We start from the raw sequence: 21,076 nt of genomic DNA, 5'->3' as shown, positions 1-21,076 counted from the left end.
ATCGTCGACATGCAGGGACGGCTGATGGGCAAGCGCTTCCACGCCCAGCATTTCGTTGACAGCGCCTATCACGAGACCCATTGCTGCAACTACCTGCTGGCAACCGACCTGGAGATGTACACGGTCGAAGGCTATGCAGCGACGAGCTGGTCGGGCGGATATGGCGACTATGTCATGAAGCCGGATCTCGACACCCTGCGGCGGGTGCCGTGGCTGGAGGGGACCGCCATGGTGATGTGCGATGTCCTCGACCATCACACCCACGAGGAAGTGCCGCATTCACCGCGTGCCATGCTGAAAGCGCAGGTTGCGCGTCTCGGCGAGCTTGGCCTGACCCCGATCATGGCGACCGAACTGGAATTCTTCCTGTTCGAGAAAAGCTTTGAGGACATGCGCAAGAGCGGCTACCGTGATCTGGAGCCGATCTCCGGCTACAACGAAGATTATCATATCCTGCAGACCACCAAGGAAGAGGACGTGATGCGCCCCGTGCGCAACCACCTCTATGCCGCCGGCATTCCGGTGGAAAACACCAAGGGTGAGGCCGAAGCCGGGCAGGAAGAACTCAACATCAAATATGCACCGGCTCTCGACACGGCCGAATATCACACCATCGCCAAGCACGCCGTGAAGGAAATTGCCTGGGCAAAGGGTCGCTCCGCGTCGTTCCTGGCCAAGTGGCATCATGCGCGCGTCGGTTCCTCGTCCCACGTGCACCAGTCGCTGTTCGACAAGGACGGCAACAACGTCTTCGTGGATGCCAAGGGCGAATACGGCATGTCCGAGACCATGCGCCATTACATGGCCGGTCTGATCAAATATGCGCCGGATTACACCTACTTCCTGGCGCCCTATATCAACAGCTACAAGCGCTTCCAGAAGGGCACTTTCGCACCGACCAAGACCGTCTGGTCCGTCGACAACCGCACTGCCGGTTTCCGGCTCTGCGGCGAAGGCACCAAGGCTCTGCGTGTGGAATGCCGCATCGGCGGGTCCGATCTCAACCCCTATCTGGCTTTGGCGGTTCAGATTGCGGCCGGCATCAAGGGCATGGAAGAGAAGCTGGAGCTCGATGCGCCGACCACCGGCGATGTCTACGATGCGCGCAAGGCCAAGGAAATTCCGCACACCCTGCGTGATGCCCGCGAGACCCTGCGCAAGTCGAAATTCCTGCGTGAGGCCTTCTCCGATGCGGTCATCGACCACTATGCCCGTGCTGCCGAATGGGAGCTGGAAGAGTTCGACCGCGTGGTCACCGATTACGAGATTGCCCGCGGCTTCGAGCGGGCGTAAGAGGCGAAGAAGCACTAGAAGGCAAGCTGCTTGGTTACCCCTCATCCTGAGGAGGACCGCCAGGTCCGTCTCGAAGGATGGGCGGCACACCGGACAAGCGGCCCATCCTTCGAGACAGCGCTCGCGCGCTTCCTCAGGATGAGGGAGGCGGGTGCTGAAAAACAAGAAATCGGAGCCAACCACCTTCAACAAGCCGTCCGTAGAGGCGGTTCTGAGAGGTTCAAAATGTCAGATGTCATCAAGCTGATTTCCCCTATCGACGGTTCGGTCTATGCCGAACGCCCGGCGCTGGACGATGCCGCGGTCGATCGGGTTGTTTCTGCGGCGCGGACCGCGCAGCCGGGCTGGGCAGCCCTGCCGGTTGCCGAACGGGTTGCCTACTGCCTGAAGGCGCTGGAAGCGCTGAAGGCCATGAACGATGAAGTGGTGCCGGAACTGGCCTGGCAGATGGGCCGGCCGGTTCGCTTCGGCGGAGAACTTGGTGGCACGATCGAGCGCACCGAGTATTGCGCCAAGATCGCGGCTGAAGCGCTGGCCGATGTGGAGCGCACCGACAAGCCGGGCTTCAAGCGCTACCTGCGTCGTGTACCGCTCGGCGTCGTCATGGTGATCGCGCCCTGGAACTATCCGTTCATGACGGCGATCAACACCATCATGCCGGCGCTGATGGCGGGCAATGTGATCGTTCTGAAACACGCGGCGCAGACGCTTCTGGTCGGTGAACGCCTGGCCAAGGCTTTCGAGATCGCCGGTCTGCCGAAGGGCGTCTTCCAGAACATCGTTCTGACCCACCGGGGCACGGAAAAGCTGCTCGGTTCGGGCCTGATCGACCACGTCAATTTCACCGGTTCCGTCGGCGGCGGCCGTGCCATTGAAAAGGCACTGGCAGGCACTTTCGCAACGCTTGGCCTGGAGCTGGGCGGCAAGGACCCGGCTTATGTGCGGGCCGATGCCGATCTGAACTATGCGGTCGAGAACCTGGTCGATGGTGCATTCTACAACGCCGGCCAGTGCTGCTGCGGCATCGAGCGCGTCTATGTGCATGAAAGCCTCTATGACCGTTTCGTCGAAGGCTTCGTCGATCTGACCAGCCAGTACAAGCTGGGCAATCCGCTGGACGAGGCAACCACCCTCGGGCCGATGGCCCAGGCGCGGTTTGCCGCCTGGATCCGCGAGCAGACGCAAGAAGCCCTGCGCAAGGGTGCGAAGGCGCATATCGACACGTCAAAGTTCGAAGCCGACAAGGAAGGCACGCCCTATCTGGCGCCGCAGGTGCTGACGAACGTCAACCACCAGATGTCGGTGATGCGCGAGGAAAGCTTTGGTCCGGTCGTCGGCATCATGAAGGTGAAGGACGACGAGGAAGCGCTGCAGTTCATGAACGACAGTCCCTATGGCCTCACGGCGTCCATCTGGACCGAGGACGCTCAGGCTGCTGGCGAAATCGGTGACCGGATCGAGACCGGCACCGTGTTCATGAACCGCTGCGACTATCTCGACCCGGCCCTGGTGTGGACCGGCGTCAAGGACACCGGCAAGGGCGCTGCCCTTTCCGAAATCGGCTTCCACAATCTCACCCGGCCGAAGTCCTTCCACTTCCGCCTGGAGCATTGAGGCCGGGCTGATCAACGACCGAGCAAGCCCAGTTTCCTAGTCCCAAATCGGGCAGGGTGATTGAGCTTGCTCCCCTCTCCCCCCTTGAGGGGGAGATGTCTCCGCAAGGAGACAGAGGGGGGTGCCAGCCCCTCGGCAAACTAGGCACCGGAATATACGCAGAGCCCAGTCACCCCCCTCTGTCAGCTTCGCTGACATCTCCCCCGCAAGGGGGGAGAGGGGTGCAAGAGGCAATGCCGAGACTTGTAACTGCCTCCCTTGTCGGTGTGGCAACGACCAGAACCCCGAGTTTCAAGACAACGAGACCCCCATGAGCTCACTTCCTTCCGTCAACTGGTCTTATCCGACCTCCGTTCGTTTCGGTGCCGGGCGCATCAAGGAACTTCCCAAAGCGGTCAAATCCGCAGGCATGTCCAATCCGCTGCTGGTTACCGACCCGGGCCTTGCCGGCCTGCCGATGGTCGCCGAGGCGATTGCAGGCCTGGAAGCTGCCGGCCTGAAGGCTGCGGTCTTTTCCGACGTCAAGCCGAACCCGGTCGACAGCAACATTTCGGCCGGTGTCGCCGCCTACAAGGCCGGTGGCCATGACGGTGTGATTGCCTTTGGCGGTGGCTCGGGCCTCGATGCCGGCAAGCTGATTGCCTTCATGTCCGGCCAGACCCGGCCGATCTGGGACTTCGAAGATATCGGCGACTGGTGGACCCGCGCCGATCCGGCCGGCATCGCGCCGATCGTCGCCGTGCCGACCACGGCAGGAACCGGCTCGGAAGTCGGCCGTGCCGGTGTCGTCACCAACGAGGCGACACACACCAAGAAAGTCATCTTCCACCCGAAGATGCTGCCGGCTATCGTGATCTGCGATCCGGAACTGACCGTCGGCATGCCGCGCTTCATCACCGTGGGCACCGGCATGGACGCCCTGGCTCACTGCCTGGAAGCCTATTCCGCGCCGATGTATCATCCGATGTCCGAAGGCATCGCGCTGGAAGGCATGCGGCTGGTGTTCGAAAACCTGCCGAAGGTTGCGGCAGATGGCTCCGATCTTGAGGCTCGCGGTCACCTGATGAGCGCGGCCGCCATGGGCGCTGTTGCCTTCCAGAAGGGCCTTGGGGCGATCCACTCGCTCTCCCACCCGGTCGGCGCGCTGTATGACACCCACCACGGCATGACCAACGCAGTCTTCATGCCTTATGTCCTACAGTTCAACAAACCGGCCATCGAACAGAAATTCGAACGCCTTGCCGGCTTCCTCGGCATTGCGGGCGGTTATCAGGGTGTGCTCGATGCGATCCTGAAACTGCGTGAAGACCTTGGCGTGCCGCACACGCTGGCGGGCCTCAACGTCGATGACAGCAAACGCGACCTGATCGCGGAAATGGCCATTGTCGACCCGACCGCAGGCGGCAATCCGGTTCCGCTGACCAAGGAAGGCGCTCTGGAAATCTTCGACAAGGCCCAGCAGGGTACTGTTTGAGGCAACGCACTTGAACTCGAAGGCGCACCGGATCCCGGTGCGCCTTTTTTGTTTTTCTGCCCATCTTTCGTCATCCCGGCCACGCGCAGCACGAGCCGGGACCGGGGAATCACCGGGTTTGCTGATGGATTTCGGGTTTGCTGATGGATCTGAACTGTTCGCAGACAGTTTCGGGGCTATCTGATACCGGATCTTCGCTTCGCTGCGTCCGGCACGACGCACTCAGAGACTTTGCACTGTAGCTGTACCGAACTTGACCGGTATGACGATGCTGGGGGCGTTCTGCTGAAGCTTGGTGCGCTTATTGGTCTTTTTGCTTGTCATTGGCACCATCTGCCTTCCGCCACTGATCCGGCGTCATGCCGGTCACGCGCAGGAATTCGCGGTTGAAGTTCGACTTGGTCGAAAACCCTGCCCGGTACATGGCCTCGGTCACGGTGACGTCTTCCTGCTGCAGCACGGCACAGACGTCCTTGATCCTGAAATCATTCACATACCGCGAGACATTCATGCCGCGCACCCGGTTGATGGCCTGCGAGAGCTGACGGGCGGGCAGGCCGGCGCGGCGGGCGAGCCTCGAGAGGTTGAGCGTGTCGTCGCGATGAAGGTGCTGTGCGGTCATCAGGGCGTCGACCCGTGCGACGATTTCCGCGTCTTCGGAGGTAGCGGTCTGGGCCGTAGGTTCCGGCTCGGTGTTTGTCTCCGTCTGGGCATGGCCTGCCGTGCGGGCGGCAAGACCGATCAGCAGCAGGCTGACAATATTTGCGTTGCTGACCAGAATCGCTGCATGGCTGCCGCCCGAGCGTTCGAAATCGAACAGGATCACAAGATCGAACAGGGCGGACAGGCACAGGCAGAAGGCGGCCAGCCACAGGGCCCGGTGGGCAGCGGCAGCTTCGTCCAGACGGGCAAGGCCGAGACCGTCCGGTCCGCGCCAGGCGATCCTTGCCAGTGCCACGGCATAGGCCAAGAACAGCAACACCAGGGCACTGTCCAGCAAGACAGGCGCCACAAGCATCAGACCGAGAATGACAAGTGCGGCCAGTGGTGCCGCTGCCAGGCGAAACCGTCCGGGCGCGACCTGGTCGACGAGACCGCGAAAGCTCTCATAGGCAAGAGGGGGAAGCAGAGCGGCCAGCAGCGGCTGCACGAAGCGCAGAGCGTCGACGTGATACCCCCAGCGCAGGCCCAGGACGATGGATTGCAGGCAGCACAGGGCAATCAGCATCAGGAAGGCGCGCGTCGCGGCTGCCCCGTTGCTTTTCTTCAGGAACACGAAGACCAGCGCCAGAAGCAACGCGTTGACGAAGGGCAGGGGAACAAACAGCACGGGCAAGGCACCTCGATGGGGCGATGGCGGGGACCTTTATCGCGATCCGGAATGACTGAATCGCGAAAGAGGACGCTTTCCATCAGGGCCTTAGCAAGAATTTGGTCATTGCTCCACTGACTGAAAGACCCCTCATGAAAATACAAACTCTTTTCTGGCCGCTGGTTCTCACGCTGGCCGTCACCACACCAGCCAAGGCTCAGGAGCCGGTGGGTGTTCAAAAGATCTCGGTAAGTTCGAAAGCCAGGGGTGAGGATCTCACCGTCCTGGTGTGGTACCCGGCCAAAGCGGGCGGTGAGCAGGTGCTCATTGGCGACGACAGGATCTTTCAAGGTACGCCAGCATCCGGTGATGCTGTAAGGGCGGACGGGATGTTTCCGCTGATCGTGCTTTCGCATGGGTCGGGAGCTTCGGTTGAAAAGATGGCCTGGATCGCGAACGAACTTGCGGGCGACGGTTTCATCGTGGCCGGTCCCAACCATCCTGGCACCACCAGCGGCGATTCCACGCCAGAAGACACGCCGAAGCTCTGGCAGCGGACGGATGATCTTGCAACGGTGATCGATCGACTGCTTGCCGATCCGGACTGGTCGGCATCAATCGATCCGGAGAAAATCGGCGCGCTCGGATTTTCGCTTGGCGGGGCCGCCGTTCTGGAAAGCGCAGGTGCAACCGCCAGTCTGGAGGCTTATGCAGACTATTGCGACACCAATCCGCAAATGCCGGATTGCCAATGGTTCAAGGGTGGCAGGGCGTTTCGCGACAGGGAGGAAATCAGGGTCGAGCCGTTAGATCTGAGGACGGTCGACAAAACGCTGTTCGAACAGGCAAGGCAGGACGCCAGGATCACATCGGTTGTCGCCGTCGATCCGGCGCTTGCCGCCGCTTTTCAGGAAGAGAGCCTTGCCGGCATCGGCATTCCACTGTATTTCATCAACCTTGGCAAAGCAGGTCAGATCGATGCCGGTGTGCGCTCCGCACATCTGGCTGAGGCTGCCCCGGACGCCGAACTGGATCACATCGCGGATGCCGTTCATTTCAGCTTCCTGCCCGTGTGCAAGGCCGATGCGATGGACTTCATGAAGTCCATCGGCGAACCGGACAGACTGTGCACTGACGGCGGTGGCCGGCCCCGTGCGGCGCTTCACGAGGAGATGGCAGAGATGATCCTGAAAGCGTTCCGGACGGATCTGAAGACTGCAAACTGAAGGCTTGGCGGCAATCTCCCGCGCATGTGGCCGTGGGAGATTGCCGATCCGTCTATTGTGTTGCGGTCAGGCGCCTTGCCGGCCCGCAATCAGTTTCAGCACCGCGACAAGCACGATGCCGTACAGGACATGTCCGACAAGGGCGACCCAGACGATGCCAGTGAAATTCAGGAAGAAAGGCAGACCGGCCACCGATGTGATGCCGCCGATGGCGAAGACCCAGAGACCGAAGCCGTAAATTGCGGACGGCAGAAGCCAATGGGTGGTGCCGACAAAGCGTTGCCACAGCGGTGCGAAAATGAACATCCAGCCAACCGGATAGCCGATCAGGCCGACGGCGTAGAAATGGACGAAGTATCCGGCGAAATCGCCGTTCGGCAGTCCGAAGCTGCCGAGCAGGCTCTTGGCGAGGCCATGCGGCGACAGGGTCGCAAATCCGAGAGCCGGGCTGATCATCTGGCCCCAGAGGTCGAAGGCGTTGGTTGCAAAGAACCCCGAGATGAACATCAGGCCGAGCGTTTGAGCGCTCAAGGCGGGCAGGGCCCCGGCGGTTTGGTTCTGAACGGAAATCGTATTCATGACGGGATCACTTTCCTGAGACTGGCTTTTCTGCTGGCAGATACTTGGCTCCGAACGCGATCACATGGAAATAAAATGGCGCGGGTCTTGCGTGACGAATTCGTGATGAAAAATTGACGTCTCGCATTGGCTGCTTGCTATCTTTGGATAACACGCCACCGGTGTTGCTCCACCTTCTCCAGCGTGGTCCGATGCGCCCTCCTTGCAGCACCCGCAGTGTGAGACTTCCGAAATGGATAAGTTACCCGTCCGCCTCTATGCCGCTTTTGCAGCCGACGAACGGGGTGGCAACATCGGCGGCGTTGTCTTCGAGGATACGCCGCTGTGGCCGGATGCCCGTCAGCGGATCGCGGCTGATCTTGGTGCGCCGACGACGGGATTTGTCCGGCAGACATCGGAAACGAGGATCGAAGTCCGCTTTCATTCGACGCGGGCGGAAATGGATATGTGCGGCCATGTGACTGTCGCGATCTTCGCGGCAATGCTGGCGGATGGACGGATCGGGCCTGGAAGCTACGTTCAGGAAACGCCAGCGGGCGAGATCAACGTCGATGTTGCTTCGGATGGTGCGGTCACCCTGCATCAGCCCTTGCCGAAGTTCGGCTTGAACGAGGCAACCGCAGACGAGATTGCGCCGCTGCTCGGCATTGAGCTGGAAGGTGTTCTCAGCGTTGCGGCGTCCTCAACAGCCCTTCGCCATGTTTTCATCGAAGTGGCAGACACCGAAGCTCTGGCAGCCCTTCGCCCGGATGATGACGGTTTGCGCCGTTTCAGCCAGGAACGGTCCATCGACACGATGGGTGTCTGGTGCCGGACGGGGCACGGGTTGGGCAAGGCGAAGGTTCGTCTGCGGGATCTCTGCCACGGTGTCGGCGATCCGGAGGAGGCGGCCAGCGGGACCACAAATGGCGCGCTGGCCTGCGAATTGGTTCGGGTGCAAAAACTTCTGCCGGGAAGTGGCGGGCAGGCGGTTCTGGTGGCCGAGCAGGGTGTCGAAATGGGCCGGCCCAGCATTGTCAGAACGGTCTTGAGCACGGCAGGAGGCGAGGTCACCGGCGTTTCCGTCGGTGGCTACGCGGCCTTGCGGCTGACGGGCGTGTTTCATCTGTGAAACCCGCTGACTTGGTGTGACGTCAGACCCTTTCGAAGAGCGCGGGCCCCGTTTCGCTGAAGAGTTCGACCTCGATGGATTCGGCCGGGCCATTCGAAATATCGTTGAAGACGATCGTCGAGCGGGAGCCAGCGGGCGCGTTTTCGGTGGTGACATCGAACACCATCACCGGCCCGTTCCAGGGCTGCAGGGGAAACAGCATCTGTTTCGGTCCTATCGTCAGCACCATTTTTTCGCCTTCCGCCTTGACCTCGACCTTGCCGAAATAGGGGTTGGAATAGGTGCCGGTGAGACGGTCTTGCGGGGGCGTCGGGGCTGCATCTGTCGGACGGTCCTGACCCACGGTGCTGCCGAGCTTGGTGTAGAAGCCTTCGAACCTGCTCGAATATCCATCGTACCAATCCCGTGTGATGTACCCGAGCTGGGCCAGATCGGTGAACGAGGCGGCGATGGCTTCGGCGGCCCCGACCGGGGCTGCGTTGGTGAGGACGACAATGCCGAGGTCGAGCGAGGGGATCATCGCAAAGCAGGTGCCCGCACCCAGAAGGAATGCACCGGAATGGCCGATCCGGACACGGCCGGACGGGTCTGTGCCGACATTGAAGCCGTAGCCGTAGAAGCCTGACCTTGCATCGGGGCTGTGGGGGCGGTCCGAAAAACTTTGCGGGCTGATGGCCGGCAGAAGCGCTTCAGGTGCGATGACCTGCGTTCCGGCATGTTCGCCGTTTGCCAGCAGCATCTTCAGCCAGATGGCCAGATCGTTCACAGTTGAGCTGACCCCGCCCGCCGGTGACTGTGCGTCCGGGTCACGCTGGAACAGCGGGGCAAAACCGTCGCCGTCGCGGCTGTGAGGGATGGCGCGGTTGGCGGCCGCCATGTAGTCGGCAAAGCGGGAGCTGGTCGAGGTCATGCCGAGCGGCTGGTAGAGCGCTTCTTCCGACAGGCTGCTCCAGTCGGTGCCGGAGGCTTCAGCAACGGCTTCGGCGGCGGCGGTCAGACCGAAGTTGGTATAGGCGTAGGAAATACGGAACGGTGCCAGCGGCAGAAGTCTCAAGCGCTGCAGGATTTCCTTGCGGCCGTAGCCGAGATCTTCCAGATCGTCGCCGGCATGGTCGGGTAGGCCGGAGCGATGGCTGTAGAGGTCGCCGATGGTCAGCTTTTCGGTGCGGTCAGGATCGGACAATTCAAACCAGGGCAGCAAATCGCGCATCCGGCTGTCCCAGGTGACAACGCCCTTGCTGACCTGGCGCGCGACAACGGTCGACCCCACCGGTTTCGACAGGGACGCAAGCTGAAACACCGTGTCCGGCGTGATGGGGTCAGATCCGCCAAGGCGGCGCACACCGAAGCCCTTGGCGTAGACCGTATCGCCGCGGTGAACGGCAGCAACGGCCAGTCCCGGAATATTGCTGCGCTCCAGCACATCGGCAACGATTGCGTCGATCTCGGCGATGGCCTTGGCGATCTGCTCGGGCGAGGCTTCGACACCAGGTGTCTGTGCGGGGGAAAGCTCCTGCGCAAACCCACGCAGCGGCAGGGCGGTCAGGGCGGCGGTCGCAGTGCCGAGAAAAAGGCGGCGGGAGAGTGTGTGCCGGGACATGTGCAAATTCCTTGGGGGATACTGAAATGAAAACAAGCGTCTGCATGATGCGCGAAACGCACCAGGCAGATCAACTTACCGACGTGTAATCTGTGTGTGTTGAAACTTCTTGGTTAAGCAACCGTCTCCGGGAAGCAGGCCACACCCTAGTCGATGTCGCCGTGAACGGCGACCATATCCAGCTTTGCTTCCGGAGCGGCAATGGTTCTGAAGGCTTCCCGAACGCCGTCTTCGGTCAGGTCCCGCTGAACGGCAATCAGCGTGTTTTCCGGATGCTCCTCGCAGAGTTCCGCCATATAGGCCAGTTCCTGCTGGGCAACACCGAGTGCCGCCTCCACGGAAGGCGCGCCGTAAATATCGACGAAATGCTGCGCGAGCCGCTCGGCAAGGGTGGCAAACTCGCTTTCCTCGATTGGCGTGACGGCGACGAAGGTTGCCCTGCCGAAAGTCTCCAGCCCCAGCCAGCCGTTGGCGAAGGCCTGACGCGCCTTGCCGGTCAGGTCGGCTTCGGTCCAGTCGGAAAACTCGAAACCGCCGGACAGGCACCATTCGCCGGTGCGGGCCGGTGAAAAGAAGACGTTGCGGTCGCTGTCATCCAGGTGAATGGCGCGGGCGAGTTTCATCCGATTATTCCTCAACACGGCTGGAAAGCGGGATCAGGACCGTGTCCTCATCCGTTCGCAGCAGCATACCAAAATTTTCGTCGACACCGACGAATGTGCCGGAGGTTCCGTCGACTTCCACAGTTTCGCCCATGGCCCAGACAAGGCCGCGCCACTCGGCGTGAACAGGGCGCGGGCCGTCATCGAGCCAGCGGTTGAGCCAGTAGAGGCTGTGGCGCACCCAGCACTCCAGAAGCTGGGCGGCAGTGATCTCGCCGCAGCCTTCTTCGGACAGCCAAGTCCGCTCCGGATCCTTGCCGGGACTTGATTTCCGGCTGGTCATGTTGAGTTCGAGACCGAGGATCAGCCAGTCCGGGGTGCCCCCCGGATCCTTTGATGAGGTCTTCACGCGCATGCGTCCGCACACCGCGCCATTGACGCGGATCCGGCCATCCCATTCCAGGTGAACGGCAACCTCCGGCGGTGCAAGCGTGCCAAGGGCTGCCTGAAATCCCAGACCGCAGACCGGCAGGACGGCCATGGCCTGTTCCAGCGGCACTTCCGGCGCGAAGATCAGCGCGGCCCGCAGGCGTTCCCCGCCAAGGTTATAGACAACAGTGCCAGGGTCCGTTCCGGTGATGGCAAGCGCCAGGGCACGTTCGAACGGATCAGCCTGTCCGGTCAGCGCTTCCCCCTGAAACAGCGGCGGAAATTGCACGTTGATCATGCGCTACCCTCCGCGATCAGGTTTCGGGCGAGCTGACGGAACACGGAAGCTTCCGGGGCCTCGGGTGTCTTGATCGCAATCGGCGTGCCGCCATCGCCGGCAAGGCGGATGTTGAGATGCAGCGGCACCTCGGCCAACAGGGGAACGCCAAGCTTTTCTGCTTCCTCGGCTACGCCGCCGTGGCCAAAGACATGTTCCTCGTGGCCGCAGTTGGAGCAGATATGGGTCGACATGTTCTCGATCATGCCGATGAGCGGCACCTGCATCTGGTTGAACATGCTGATGCCCTTGCGTGCATCGATCAGGGCAACGTCCTGCGGTGTCGAAACGATGATCGCGCCATCGACGGCAAACTTCTGGCAGAGCGTCATCTGGACATCGCCCGTGCCGGGCGGCAGGTCGACGATCAGCACATCGAGCGCGCCCCATTGCACCTGGGTCATCATCTGCTGCAATGCGCCCATCAGCATCGGCCCGCGCCAGGCGACGGCCTCGTCGCCCGAAGTCATCAGGCCGATGGACATCATGGTGACGCCGTGGTTGCGCAGCGGCAGGATCATCTGGCCGTCCGGTGAGGTCGGCCGCCCGGAGATGCCCAGCATCTTGGGCTGCGACGGGCCGTAGACATCGGCATCCAGCAGACCCACCTTGCGGCCTTCGGCGGCCAGTGCGCAGGCAAGATTGGCCGCAACGGTCGATTTGCCGACACCGCCCTTGCCCGACGCAACGGCGATCACCCGGTCGATACCTGGCACCTTCTGCGGTCCGGTAGCACCCGGGGCCGCCGGTTTCACGCGGATCGGCTGCGGTTCACTCGGCCTGGGCGCAGCGGGTTGTGCGGGCTGTGCTGCCGGCTGGTCCGAATGGGAGGTCAGGATCACCTGAACGCTTTCGCAGCCTTCCAGTGCTCCGAGCTTCGTTTCCGCCTCGGTCTTCAGAGCTTCCATCTCGGCCATGCGCCGCGGGTCGATTTCCAGAACGAAGCGGACCGCACCGCCGTTTACCTGCAGAGCGCGCATCATGCCGGAGGCGGCAATGTCCTCGCCGCTGGCCGGGTCCTTGATCGTTTTCAGAACCGACAGGGCGGCTTCACGCGTCAGCGGCACGTCAGTCCTGCCCTTCTATTTCACCGGTGACAACATGCTCCAGACCGAGTTCCTCGATCGTGACCACGGCTTTCACCTTGTAGGTTTTTCCGGCGCTGGGGCCAGCTTCGCGCACTGCTTTTTCAATTGCCTGCTGCGAGGTCACGCCGACCTGCTTCAGGAACTTGCGCATGGACATGTTGAAATCGTCGCTCATCTTGTTCTCCTGTTGAATGCGGTGCGCATTGACTGCGCGCCCGATTGAAACCTACCCTAGCGCATGTGGCCAGCAACGTGAGGGAGGAGCGCGTGGGCTGCCGTGCCTTGATCGTACTCGCCATTGCCCTGTTGTCCGGTATCCTGTTCCACACCCCGGGGATCGCCCAGTCGCGGTCCTTCCGGCTGGGGGTGCCGGATGTGATTGCCGAAACCGGCTTCCTCCAATATCTGTTGCCGCGCTTCTCGCTCAAGACCGGTATCCGCATCGAAATCGTCGGTGACACCGCCCCCTCCGAGCTGCGCCTTTCCGAAGGTGCATCGGGACGAGCAGTGTTCTCCGGCCTGGGCAAGACCTGGGTTCTTACCACCCCTGACGAGCCAAACGAACACGCGGTCCGCTTTCGGGACTGGCTGACCGGCGACATCGGCCGGCGAACGGTCGATGCCTTTGAGGCGAACGGCAAGCAGGTCTTCACCGCCGCGCTGAAGCAGGACGATGATTCCGGACCGGTGCTGCTCTCCGGCGATGCCATTCGCGGCGAACAGCTGGCCGTGCTCCATTGCGGACGGTGCCACATGGTCAATGAGGCAACACGCCTGTCGACCATCGGCTCGTCGCCGTCCTTCGCGGTGATGCGCAGCTTCACCGACTGGCAAATGCGGTTCGAGGCGTTTTTCGCTCTCAACCCGCATCCGGCTTTCACGGTGATCGAAGGTGTGACCGAACCCTTCGACATTTCCCGGCCATCGCCCATCGTGCCGGTGGAGATGACGCTTGAAGACCTCGATGCGATCCTGGCGTTTGTCTCCCGCATTCCACCAGCGGACCTCGGAGCGCCGATCCAGTACCAGTGATCCTGTCTCATCCGGTTCAATGATCGCGCCGCTTGCTGATGTAGTCGTCCGTCGTACGCACACGCGGGCGCTCCGCGGAAGCAAACGGGTTGTTTTCCGAGTGATAGACGGCGTTCACGCGGCAGTCGTCGCACATCTGAATGAGCTGGACGGCCTTGTTGTCCTGGAACATGGCATGTTTGCCGGCGAGCTTTTCCGTCAGCCGCATCACGGTCGAGCGGACGCCGAAGGGCTTGCCGCATTCCACGCAGTTAAACGGCTCTTCTTCCTTCAGGATCCTGGCCCGCAAGGCGTCGTCCGAAAGGTCCAGCCGCGGGTCCAGAGACAGGGCCTTTTCCGGACAGATCGTCGTGCAGATGCCGCATTGCAGGCAGGCGTCTTCCTGAAAGCGCAACTGCGGCGCGTCCGGGTTTTCCTTCAACGCCCCGGACGGGCAGAGCGAGACACAGGACAGACAGAGCGTGCAGGCGTCCTGATCCAGTTCGACCGTCCCATAGGGGGCACCCGTGGGAAGCGGAATGACCTGGGCCGGCTCGTTCAGGGCCTTGGCCGCAAGGCGCGTGATCTGCCGGCGGGACCCCAGCGGCAGGATCGGCTGTGCCGCCGCAACCGGTTGCCGGTCGCGGTAGAGGAACTCTTCCAGCTCGTCCGGATCGGTGGGGGAAATCAGCGTGACGCGTTCATTGCCGGCGATTTTATTGGCGAGGTCGGCCTGGAAGGGCATGCCTTCCTTTTCCGTGGCGGGTGACAGCAACAGGGTCACATCGCTGAACCCGCAGGCAAGTGCCGCAAGACTTTCCGCATGGCCAAAGCTGGCGAGAGCCTCCATTTCCAGCGGAATGACATCCGCCGGCAGGCCCTTGCCATATCGCGCGCCGAGGCGGATCAATTCCGCGCCGTGGCTGGCATCGTGAACGAGAAGACGTGGGCTATCGGAGCTCAGTTTCCGCCAGGTGGCTGCCAGCGTCTGCAGTCGCTGGAAGGTGTTGCTGACCGGCGGCGCGTCATAGCTGATGGCGCCGGACGGGCAGACGGCCGAACAGCTTCCGCATCCGGCGCAGACCATCGTATCGACCGACACATGGTCGCCGTCCGGGGTGATGGCACCGGTGGGGCAGAGATCGAGACAGCGCGTGCAGCCGGTTTTCCGGGCTCTGGAATGGGCACAAAGCTGCTCGTCCAGGCGAACGTAAAGTGGTTTTTCGAAAGTGCCGACAAGTTGGGAGGCTTCAAGCAGCGCCTTGGTGAGCGCAGCTGCATTGCCCGGGTCTGCCCGCAGGTAGCCTTCGCGCTTTTCCGGTGCGGGGAAAAGCGGCTGCGCCCGGCGAAGATCCAGAAGGATGTCGCATTCCGTGCGTCCGCCGCTCTTGGGATCGGTCCAGTTGAAGGCGCCCCGACCACCGGGAATGCGCTCCTGCAAGGCGTCGAAACCGATCTTGAACTTGCCAAGCGCCCCGGTCGCCGTTGTCACCCGGCCGCGAACGATGTCGAAACGTCGGTCGTCGGCAAGGGGTGGTTCGTCGGCAGGGTTCAGCAGCATGGTGACACTCAGGAGCTCGCACAGATGGTCCGCTGCGGCGAGCGCTGCTTCCGCGTCGCCCAGGATCAGGCAGGTGCCTTCAGAGGTGACGTCGATGACCTTTGCGCCGGGGGAGGGCAGGATAGCCTCGGCGATCAGCGCGGCCATCTTGGGAGAGACGCTGCGGCCATCGGACGTCCAGCCGGCGCGGTCGCGCAGGTCGACAAAAAGAGGTTCTTCCGCTTCGATGTCGGCTGCCAGGTCCTCGAACGCCAGGCGTTCCTGCTGGCAGGCGATGATCACGTTGCCCGCCTGAAGCGCCTCGGCGGCCTGCGGGGCTTCGCCGCGGCAAAGTTCTGTGTGGATCTTTGAACAGGACAGTCCTGTCGCCTGTTCGATCTGCCCGGCGTCGATAGCCTGTGTGTTCAGGCAATCGCAAAGCAGAAGCCTTGGTTGCGTCATAGCGTGCGCGTCCTCTCCCCCGGATTGTCCCAAACCGATTCTTCAGTGATTTGTCAGACATATCCGAACAACATATCAAGGGTGCTGAAGCGCGTGCGTCAAGTTCGACTTCCGCGGGGCTTGAAATTAATGTTGCGTGCTACAGCATCTTAAGGAACTTCAGAAGAGGGCCGGAGCGAACCGGTGGACGGGAAGGTAGGTTGTCCGTGACGAGGGAAAGAACGCGCGTCATGCCCGTTGGCGTGGTGGTGCGCAGGCGGCCTGGCGTGACACGCTGGCAGAAATGGACCTGGCTGCCTGTGTCCCTGTTGCCGGGGGCAGCGCCAGCGGACTGGAAAATGCTGCGGGCCGAGGGCGACACGGTTGAATACCATGCTGTCACCTTGAGCCTGGAACTGCACCACACCCAGACCGAAGCCTATCTGATCGCATTGTCCGACAAGGTTCCCTCGGTCTATGTGGTCATGCGGTCCGCGCCGGAACTGGAACCGGCGATCCCCGTCGAAGTGCTTCATATGACGGCGTCGGCCCATGAAGGCCTGGATTATACGGATTCCGCCGAGGTTTTCGTTGAAAAGGTGCCGATGCCGCCGGGACTGATTGCCTGGATCCGGGAATTCGTGGATATGCACCACGAAGAGGAAATCTTTTACAAGCGCCAGCGCGACATGCACCGTATCGATCTTGAGGAAGAGGGTATCGGTGATCCGCGCATCCGCCAGCTTGCCGATGTTTACCGGGCGCCGGGGGCCCGCAAGAAGGATACCTTGCAGTGAGTTCCGGCGACGACAAGCCACTGGATTTCTGGTCGAGGCGCAAGGCTGCGGTGCGCGAAGCCGAAGCTGCCGAGGTCGAGCGTCGCGATGCGGAGCTTGAAACCGCAAAGCGCGTCGAACTGGAAGAAAAGACTGACGCGGAAATCCTGGAAGAGCTGGGCCTGCCTGATCCGGACAGTCTTCAGATGGATGACGATTTTACCCGCTTCCTTGCCAAGACCGTGCCGGAGCGGCTGCGCCGGCGGGCCCTGCGCCGTCTCTGGCTGTCCAATCCCGTCCTTGCCAATCTCGACGGCCTCAACGACTACGAAGACGATTATACCGATGCGGCAACCGCCGGTCAGGTGGTGAAGACCGCCTATCAGGTCGGCCGTGGATTTTTGAAAAAAGCCGCTGAAACCGCTACGTCAGAAAATCCGGAGACCTCATCGGCCGCGAGCAGTGAAATGCTTTGCGAGCAAAGTGACTCTGCTGCGGCGCAGCAAGAAGAACTTGACGCAATGCAACATACTGATGACGAAAATGGAAAAACATCTATTCGATTGACGCAAACAGACGACGCGGTGCAAATTAGTGAAATTGGAACTATTGTGGCCGATGAAACAGCACTGGTCGAGACCGAAGAAGAGCGCGTGCCGAAACGGCGCCGGATGCGGTTCGACTTCGATTAATACTAAAGTCTAAGAAGATATTGCGCCAGATAAGCACCGTGTGTGTGGGAGGATAAAGGCTAGAATGGCCGTTGTGGCGAGGGAATTCATTATCGAGCCGGAAGACCAGGCCCGGTCCGAATTATACGATTTTCTGGCACTGGTGCTCGCGCGCCCGGCCGGGGCTGAGCTGCTTGAGCAGATTGCCGGATTGCAGGGTGGCGACACGCCGCTTGGCAATGCCCTTGGCGCGCTCGCCAGAGTTGCCGCGGTAACGACGCCGGAAACCGCCGAGCGTGAGTTCAATGCCCTGTTCATCGGGCTTGGGCGCGGAGAACTGCTGCCCTACGCCAGTTATTATCTGACCGGATTTCTCAACGAAAAGCCGCTGGCCAGGCTCCGTCAGGATATGGCCGAGCGCGGGATCGAGCGGGCTGAGGACAAGCACGAACCGGAAGACAACATCGCCTCGCTGATGGAGATGATGGCCGGCATGATCCTCGGCCGCTTCGGCAAGGTGACATCCCTCAGCGAGCAGAAAACGTTCTTCAACGCTCACATCGAACCGTGGGCGATACACTTCTTTACCGATCTGGAAGCGGCCGGAACCTCCGTGTTCTACGGCGCTGTCGGATCGTTGGGGCGCCAGTTCATGGAAATCGAGGCACAGGGCTTCGACATGATCTCGAACTGACGGTTGCATCTGAAACGGGGTGGCTTCGCCATCTCTCTGATAGAGGAGGAATGCGACAATGAAACGACCCGAAACGGCACACCCGAAAGAGGGGACAGGCCGCCGGGACTTCCTGAAGCTGGCGGCGATTTCCGCCCCGGTTGCCGTGACCACGGTAGCCGCCGGAACGACCGCTGAAGCGGCTGAGCCCGACCTGGCTTCCAACAAGATGCAGGACACGGTTCACACCCGTGCCTACTACGACAGCGCCCGGTTCTAACTGGACCTTGTTACGATTTACCCGGCCATGGTTGCGAAACGCCCGGACGCCGGTTCACAGATAACCCAGCCGTATCAGGTTCTGATGCAAGCAAGGTAGGGCAATATGCTTAGGAAAAAGACCAATGGGGTTGCGCGACGCCCCCAAGGTGCAAGTATCCTGAAAGACGCTGCACACAAGTCGGTTGACCGCCGTACGTTCCTTAAGGGATCCGGTCTTGCCGCAGGCGGCCTGGCCGCCATTACCGTGACCGGAGGAACGGTCACCAAAGCCAAGGCACAATCCACCGGCGACGCCGTGAAGACCGTTAAATCGATCTGCACACACTGCTCGGTTGGCTGTACCGTCATCGCCGAAGTCTCCAACGGTGTCTGGATCGGGCAGGAGCCCGGCTGGGACAGCCCGTTCAACCTGGGCGCCCATTGTGCCAAGGGAGCTTCCGTCCGCGAACACGCCCATGGCGAGCGCCGCCTTAAATATCCGATGAAAAAGGAAGGCGGCGAGTGGAAGCGGATCAGCTGGGAAGAGGCGATCAACGAGATCGGCGACAAGATGCTGCAGATCCGCGACGAAAGCGGTCCGGACAGCGTCTACTGGCTCGGCTCTGCCAAGCACAGCAACGAACAGGCTTATCTGTTCCGCAAGTTCGCGGGCTACTGGGGGACGAACAACGTCGACCACCAGGCACGTATCTGCCACTCCACGACGGTTGCCGGCGTAGCCAACACATGGGGCTACGGCGCCATGACCAACAGCTACAACGACATCCACAATTCCAAGGCGATCTTCATCATCGGCGGCAATCCGGCGGAGGCACACCCCGTCTCCCTGCTGCACGTGTTGCGCGCCAAGGAACAGAACAACGCTCCGCTGATCGTCTGCGATCCGCGTTTCACCCGCACCGCGGCCCATGCCGACGAATATGTCCGCTTCCGTCCGGGTTCGGACGTTGCCCTCGTGTGGGGCATTCTCTGGCATATCTTTGAAAACGGCTGGGAAGACAAGGAGTTCATCCGCACCCGCGTGTGGGGCATGGACCAGATCCGCGAGGAAGTCGCCAACTGGACGCCCGAGGAAGTCGAGCGTGTGACCGGTGCGCCGGAAAGCCAGGTGAAGCGCGTGGCGCGGACGCTGGCCAACAACCGTCCGGGCACCGTGATCTGGTGCATGGGCGGTACCCAGCACACCAACGGCAACAACAACACCCGTGCCTACTGCATCCTGCAGCTTGCGCTCGGCAACATGGGTACCGCCGGTGGCGGCACCAACATCTTCCGTGGCCACGACAACGTGCAGGGCGCGACCGACCTTGGTGTTCTCGCCGACACGCTGCCGGGTTACTACGGTCTGACGGCCGGCTCCTGGGCACACTGGGCCCGCGTTTGGGAAGAAGATCTGGATTGGCTGCAAGGACGCTTCGACACCATCAAGGGTGCCGACGGCAAAGACAAGGCCATGATGAACCTGAAGGGTATCCCGGTCAGCCGCTGGATCGACGGTGTGCTGGAAGCCAAGGAAAACCTTGAGCAGCCGGACAATACCCGCGCGATGGTTCTGTGGGGCCATGCCCCGAACTCCCAGACCCGTCTGCCGGAAATGAAACAGGCTATGGAAAAGCTCGACCTGCTGGTCGTGGTCGATCCCTATCCGACCGTTTCGGCAATCCTGCATGACCGCACCGACGGCTGTTACCTGCTGCCGGCCTCGACCCAGTTCGAGACCCGCGGGTCGGTAACCGCGTCCAACCGGTCGCTGCAATGGCGCGAGCAGGTGGTTGCCCCGCTGTTCGAATCCAAGCCCGACCACGTCATCCTGGCCATGTTCGCCAAGAAGTTCGGTTTCGACGACCGCATCTTCCGGAACATTTCGATGGATGGCGACGAGCCGAACATCGAGGACCTGACGCGCGAGTTCAACCGTGGCATGTGGACCATCGGCTATACTGGCCAGTCGCCGGAGCGGCTGAAGTCGCATATGGCCAACCAGCACACCTTCGACCGCACCACCCTGAGGGCGGTTGGCGGCCCGAACGACGGCGAGTTCTACGGCATGCCGTGGCCGTGCTGGGGCACCCCGGAAATGAAACACCCGGGCACCGCCAACCTCTACGACATGTCCATGCCGGTCGCCGAAGGCGGTCTGTGCTTCCGTGCCCGTTTCGGTGTGGAGCGTGACGGCCAGAACCTTCTGGCAGAGGGCGTCTCCAACCCGGGTGCAGAAATTCAGGACGGCTATCCGGAATTCACCATGCAGATGCTGGTGGATCTCGGCTGGGACGGCGACCTGACGGCGGAAGAACGGCAGTCGATCGAGGCTGTTGCCGGATCTGCAGACAAGATCGGTACCGTGAACTGGAAGACCGACCTGTCGGGCGGCATCCAGCGGGTGGCGATCAAGCACGGCTGCGCGCCTTTCGGCAACGCAAAGGCCCGTGCCGTCGTGTGGACCTTCCCGGATCCGGTGCCGTTGCACCGCGAGCCGCTCTACTCCAACCGGCGGGATCTGGTCGCGGACTATCCGACCTATGCCGACAAGTCGTTCTGGCGCGTTCCGACGCTCTATGCGTCGATCCAGAAGAACGACTTCTCCAAGGACTTCCCGATCATCCTCACGTCCGGCCGTCTGGTCGAATACGAGGGCGGCGGGACGAAAGCCGGTCGAACCCGTGGCTGGCCGAACTCCAGCAGAACATGTTCGTCGAAATCAATCCGCGGGATGCCAACAATCTCGGGGTGCGGGACGGCGCACAGGTCTGGGTCGAAGGCCCGGAAGGCGGCAAGGTCAAAGTCATGGCAATGGTGACCGAACGTGTCGGCGAAGGCGTTGCCTTCATGCCGTTCCACTTCGGTGGTCATTACCAGGGCGAGGACCTCAGGTCCAAGTATCCGAAAGGTGCCGACCCCTACGTGCTTGGGGAAAGCTCCAACACCGCGCAGACCTACGGGTATGACTCGGTGACACAGATGCAGGAGACCAAGGCCACTCTCTGCAAGATCTCGGCAGCGTAAGGAGGACAACA

General features: G+C 61.7%; 18 protein-coding genes and 1 pseudogene. 11 read left to right on the top strand and 8 right to left on the bottom strand.

The genetic code is table 11. From position 1 onward, the window contains the following. The 3 genes from SIAM614_RS20175 to SIAM614_RS20165 all read left to right on the top strand — a co-directional run. A partial coding sequence (locus SIAM614_RS20175; RefSeq protein ID WP_006937406.1) for a glutamine synthetase family protein occupies positions 1-1,293 on the top strand: 1,293 nt, incomplete at its 5' end. A gap of 225 nt (positions 1,294-1,518) precedes the next feature. Continuing rightward, a complete protein-coding gene (locus SIAM614_RS20170; RefSeq protein ID WP_006937405.1) occupies positions 1,519-2,907 on the top strand; it encodes an aldehyde dehydrogenase family protein in 1,389 nt (462 codons plus the stop codon). 310 nt (positions 2,908-3,217) lie between these two features. Further along, positions 3,218-4,381 (top strand): iron-containing alcohol dehydrogenase, encoded by a 1,164-nt coding sequence (locus SIAM614_RS20165; RefSeq protein WP_006937404.1) that lies wholly within the window; start codon positions 3,218-3,220, stop codon positions 4,379-4,381. Between the two features lie 301 nt (positions 4,382-4,682). On the opposite strand, the gene SIAM614_RS20160 is transcribed toward SIAM614_RS20165, so the two are convergent. After that, positions 4,683-5,711 (bottom strand): helix-turn-helix domain-containing protein, encoded by a 1,029-nt coding sequence (locus SIAM614_RS20160; RefSeq protein WP_040440654.1) that lies wholly within the window; start codon positions 5,709-5,711, stop codon positions 4,683-4,685. A 134-nt stretch (positions 5,712-5,845) separates the two neighbouring features. On the opposite strand from SIAM614_RS20160, the gene SIAM614_RS20155 reads away from it, so the two are divergent. After that, positions 5,846-6,919: an alpha/beta hydrolase family protein gene (locus SIAM614_RS20155; protein WP_006937402.1), complete on the top strand. Its 1,074-nt coding sequence runs from the start codon at positions 5,846-5,848 to the stop codon at positions 6,917-6,919. Positions 6,920-6,985: 66 nt separating this feature from the next. On the opposite strand, the gene SIAM614_RS20150 is transcribed toward SIAM614_RS20155, so the two are convergent. Further along, positions 6,986-7,498: a hypothetical protein gene (locus SIAM614_RS20150; RefSeq protein ID WP_006937401.1), complete on the bottom strand. Its 513-nt coding sequence runs from the start codon at positions 7,496-7,498 to the stop codon at positions 6,986-6,988. A 232-nt stretch (positions 7,499-7,730) separates the two neighbouring features. On the opposite strand from SIAM614_RS20150, the gene SIAM614_RS20145 reads away from it, so the two are divergent. After that, positions 7,731-8,609, top strand: a complete 879-nt coding sequence (locus SIAM614_RS20145) for a PhzF family phenazine biosynthesis protein (protein WP_006937400.1) — start codon at positions 7,731-7,733, stop codon at positions 8,607-8,609. Between the two features lie 22 nt (positions 8,610-8,631). On the opposite strand, the gene SIAM614_RS20140 is transcribed toward SIAM614_RS20145, so the two are convergent. The 5 genes from SIAM614_RS20140 to SIAM614_RS20120 form a co-directional block, all read right to left on the bottom strand. Then, entirely contained in the window at positions 8,632-10,209 is a 1,578-nt protein-coding gene (locus tag SIAM614_RS20140; RefSeq protein WP_006937399.1) for a serine hydrolase domain-containing protein, read from the bottom strand. A gap of 146 nt (positions 10,210-10,355) precedes the next feature. Beyond that, positions 10,356-10,832 carry a DUF6505 family protein gene (locus SIAM614_RS20135; protein WP_006937398.1) on the bottom strand — a complete coding sequence of 159 codons (477 nt, stop codon included), beginning with the start codon at positions 10,830-10,832 and terminating at the stop codon, positions 10,356-10,358. Positions 10,833-10,836: 4 nt separating this feature from the next. Further along, positions 10,837-11,538 (bottom strand): biotin/lipoate--protein ligase family protein, encoded by a 702-nt coding sequence (locus tag SIAM614_RS20130; RefSeq protein ID WP_006937397.1) that lies wholly within the window; start codon positions 11,536-11,538, stop codon positions 10,837-10,839. Next, complete coding sequence (locus SIAM614_RS20125) at positions 11,535-12,644, bottom strand: Mrp/NBP35 family ATP-binding protein (RefSeq protein ID WP_006937396.1); 1,110 nt, start codon at positions 12,642-12,644, stop codon at positions 11,535-11,537. The genes SIAM614_RS20130 and SIAM614_RS20125 overlap by 4 nt, the downstream gene beginning before the upstream one ends. 1 nt (position 12,645) lies before the next feature. Beyond that, positions 12,646-12,840: a DUF6494 family protein gene (locus SIAM614_RS20120; RefSeq protein WP_006937395.1), complete on the bottom strand. Its 195-nt coding sequence runs from the start codon at positions 12,838-12,840 to the stop codon at positions 12,646-12,648. A 92-nt stretch (positions 12,841-12,932) separates the two neighbouring features. Between SIAM614_RS20120 and SIAM614_RS20115 the strand changes: the two genes are divergently transcribed. Next, positions 12,933-13,697, top strand: a complete 765-nt coding sequence (locus tag SIAM614_RS20115; protein ID WP_208984053.1) for a hypothetical protein — start codon at positions 12,933-12,935, stop codon at positions 13,695-13,697. Positions 13,698-13,713: 16 nt separating this feature from the next. Here SIAM614_RS20115 and SIAM614_RS20110 read toward each other — a convergent pair whose 3' ends face one another. Continuing rightward, entirely contained in the window at positions 13,714-15,678 is a 1,965-nt protein-coding gene (locus SIAM614_RS20110) for a 4Fe-4S binding protein (RefSeq protein WP_006937393.1), read from the bottom strand. A gap of 230 nt (positions 15,679-15,908) precedes the next feature. Here SIAM614_RS20110 and SIAM614_RS20105 point away from each other — a divergent pair, with 230 nt between their 5' ends. The 5 genes and pseudogenes from SIAM614_RS20105 to SIAM614_RS20085 all read left to right on the top strand — a co-directional run bounded on the left by SIAM614_RS20105 (position 15,909) and on the right by SIAM614_RS20085 (position 21,065). Continuing rightward, positions 15,909-16,454, top strand: a complete 546-nt coding sequence (locus tag SIAM614_RS20105) for a DUF3305 domain-containing protein (RefSeq protein ID WP_006937392.1) — start codon at positions 15,909-15,911, stop codon at positions 16,452-16,454. Further along, positions 16,451-17,125, top strand: coding sequence for a DUF3306 domain-containing protein (locus tag SIAM614_RS20100; RefSeq protein WP_006937379.1), 675 nt, complete (start codon positions 16,451-16,453; stop codon positions 17,123-17,125). The genes SIAM614_RS20105 and SIAM614_RS20100 overlap by 4 nt, the downstream gene beginning before the upstream one ends. A gap of 64 nt (positions 17,126-17,189) precedes the next feature. After that, entirely contained in the window at positions 17,190-17,798 is a 609-nt protein-coding gene (locus tag SIAM614_RS20095; RefSeq protein ID WP_006937377.1) for a TorD/DmsD family molecular chaperone, read from the top strand. Between the two features lie 58 nt (positions 17,799-17,856). Further along, on the top strand, positions 17,857-18,057 hold the full coding sequence (locus SIAM614_RS20090; RefSeq protein ID WP_006937374.1) for a hypothetical protein: 201 nt from the start codon (positions 17,857-17,859) through the stop codon (positions 18,055-18,057). 105 nt (positions 18,058-18,162) lie between these two features. Continuing rightward, a pseudogene (locus SIAM614_RS20085) lies at positions 18,163-21,065 on the top strand (formate dehydrogenase subunit alpha). Positions 21,066-21,076: the final 11 nt, after the last annotated feature.

Origin of the sequence: Roseibium aggregatum IAM 12614 (assembly GCF_000168975.1) — a bacterium.
GTDB classification, from domain to species: Bacteria; Pseudomonadota; Alphaproteobacteria; order Rhizobiales; family Stappiaceae; genus Roseibium; species Roseibium aggregatum.
This window is presented reverse-complemented; position numbering and strand designations above follow the sequence as displayed.

Excerpts from the sequence above, each read along its gene's own strand:
- SIAM614_RS20170 (WP_006937405.1), top strand. The coding sequence starts at position 1,519 with ATGTCAGATGTCATCAAGCTGATTTCCCCTATCGACGGTTCGGTCTAT.
- SIAM614_RS20165 (WP_006937404.1), top strand. The coding sequence starts at position 3,218 with ATGAGCTCACTTCCTTCCGTCAACTGGTCTTATCCGACCTCCGTTCGT.
- SIAM614_RS20155 (WP_006937402.1), top strand. The coding sequence starts at position 5,846 with ATGAAAATACAAACTCTTTTCTGGCCGCTGGTTCTCACGCTGGCCGTC.
- SIAM614_RS20150 (WP_006937401.1), bottom strand. The coding sequence starts at position 7,498 with ATGAATACGATTTCCGTTCAGAACCAAACCGCCGGGGCCCTGCCCGCC.
- SIAM614_RS20145 (WP_006937400.1), top strand. The coding sequence starts at position 7,731 with ATGGATAAGTTACCCGTCCGCCTCTATGCCGCTTTTGCAGCCGACGAA.
- SIAM614_RS20140 (WP_006937399.1), bottom strand. The coding sequence starts at position 10,209 with ATGTCCCGGCACACACTCTCCCGCCGCCTTTTTCTCGGCACTGCGACC.
- SIAM614_RS20135 (WP_006937398.1), bottom strand. The coding sequence starts at position 10,832 with ATGAAACTCGCCCGCGCCATTCACCTGGATGACAGCGACCGCAACGTC.
- SIAM614_RS20130 (WP_006937397.1), bottom strand. The coding sequence starts at position 11,538 with ATGATCAACGTGCAATTTCCGCCGCTGTTTCAGGGGGAAGCGCTGACC.
- SIAM614_RS20120 (WP_006937395.1), bottom strand. The coding sequence starts at position 12,840 with ATGAGCGACGATTTCAACATGTCCATGCGCAAGTTCCTGAAGCAGGTC.
- SIAM614_RS20110 (WP_006937393.1), bottom strand. The coding sequence starts at position 15,678 with ATGACGCAACCAAGGCTTCTGCTTTGCGATTGCCTGAACACACAGGCT.
- SIAM614_RS20105 (WP_006937392.1), top strand. The coding sequence starts at position 15,909 with ATGCCCGTTGGCGTGGTGGTGCGCAGGCGGCCTGGCGTGACACGCTGG.
- SIAM614_RS20095 (WP_006937377.1), top strand. The coding sequence starts at position 17,190 with ATGGCCGTTGTGGCGAGGGAATTCATTATCGAGCCGGAAGACCAGGCC.
- SIAM614_RS20090 (WP_006937374.1), top strand. The coding sequence starts at position 17,857 with ATGAAACGACCCGAAACGGCACACCCGAAAGAGGGGACAGGCCGCCGG.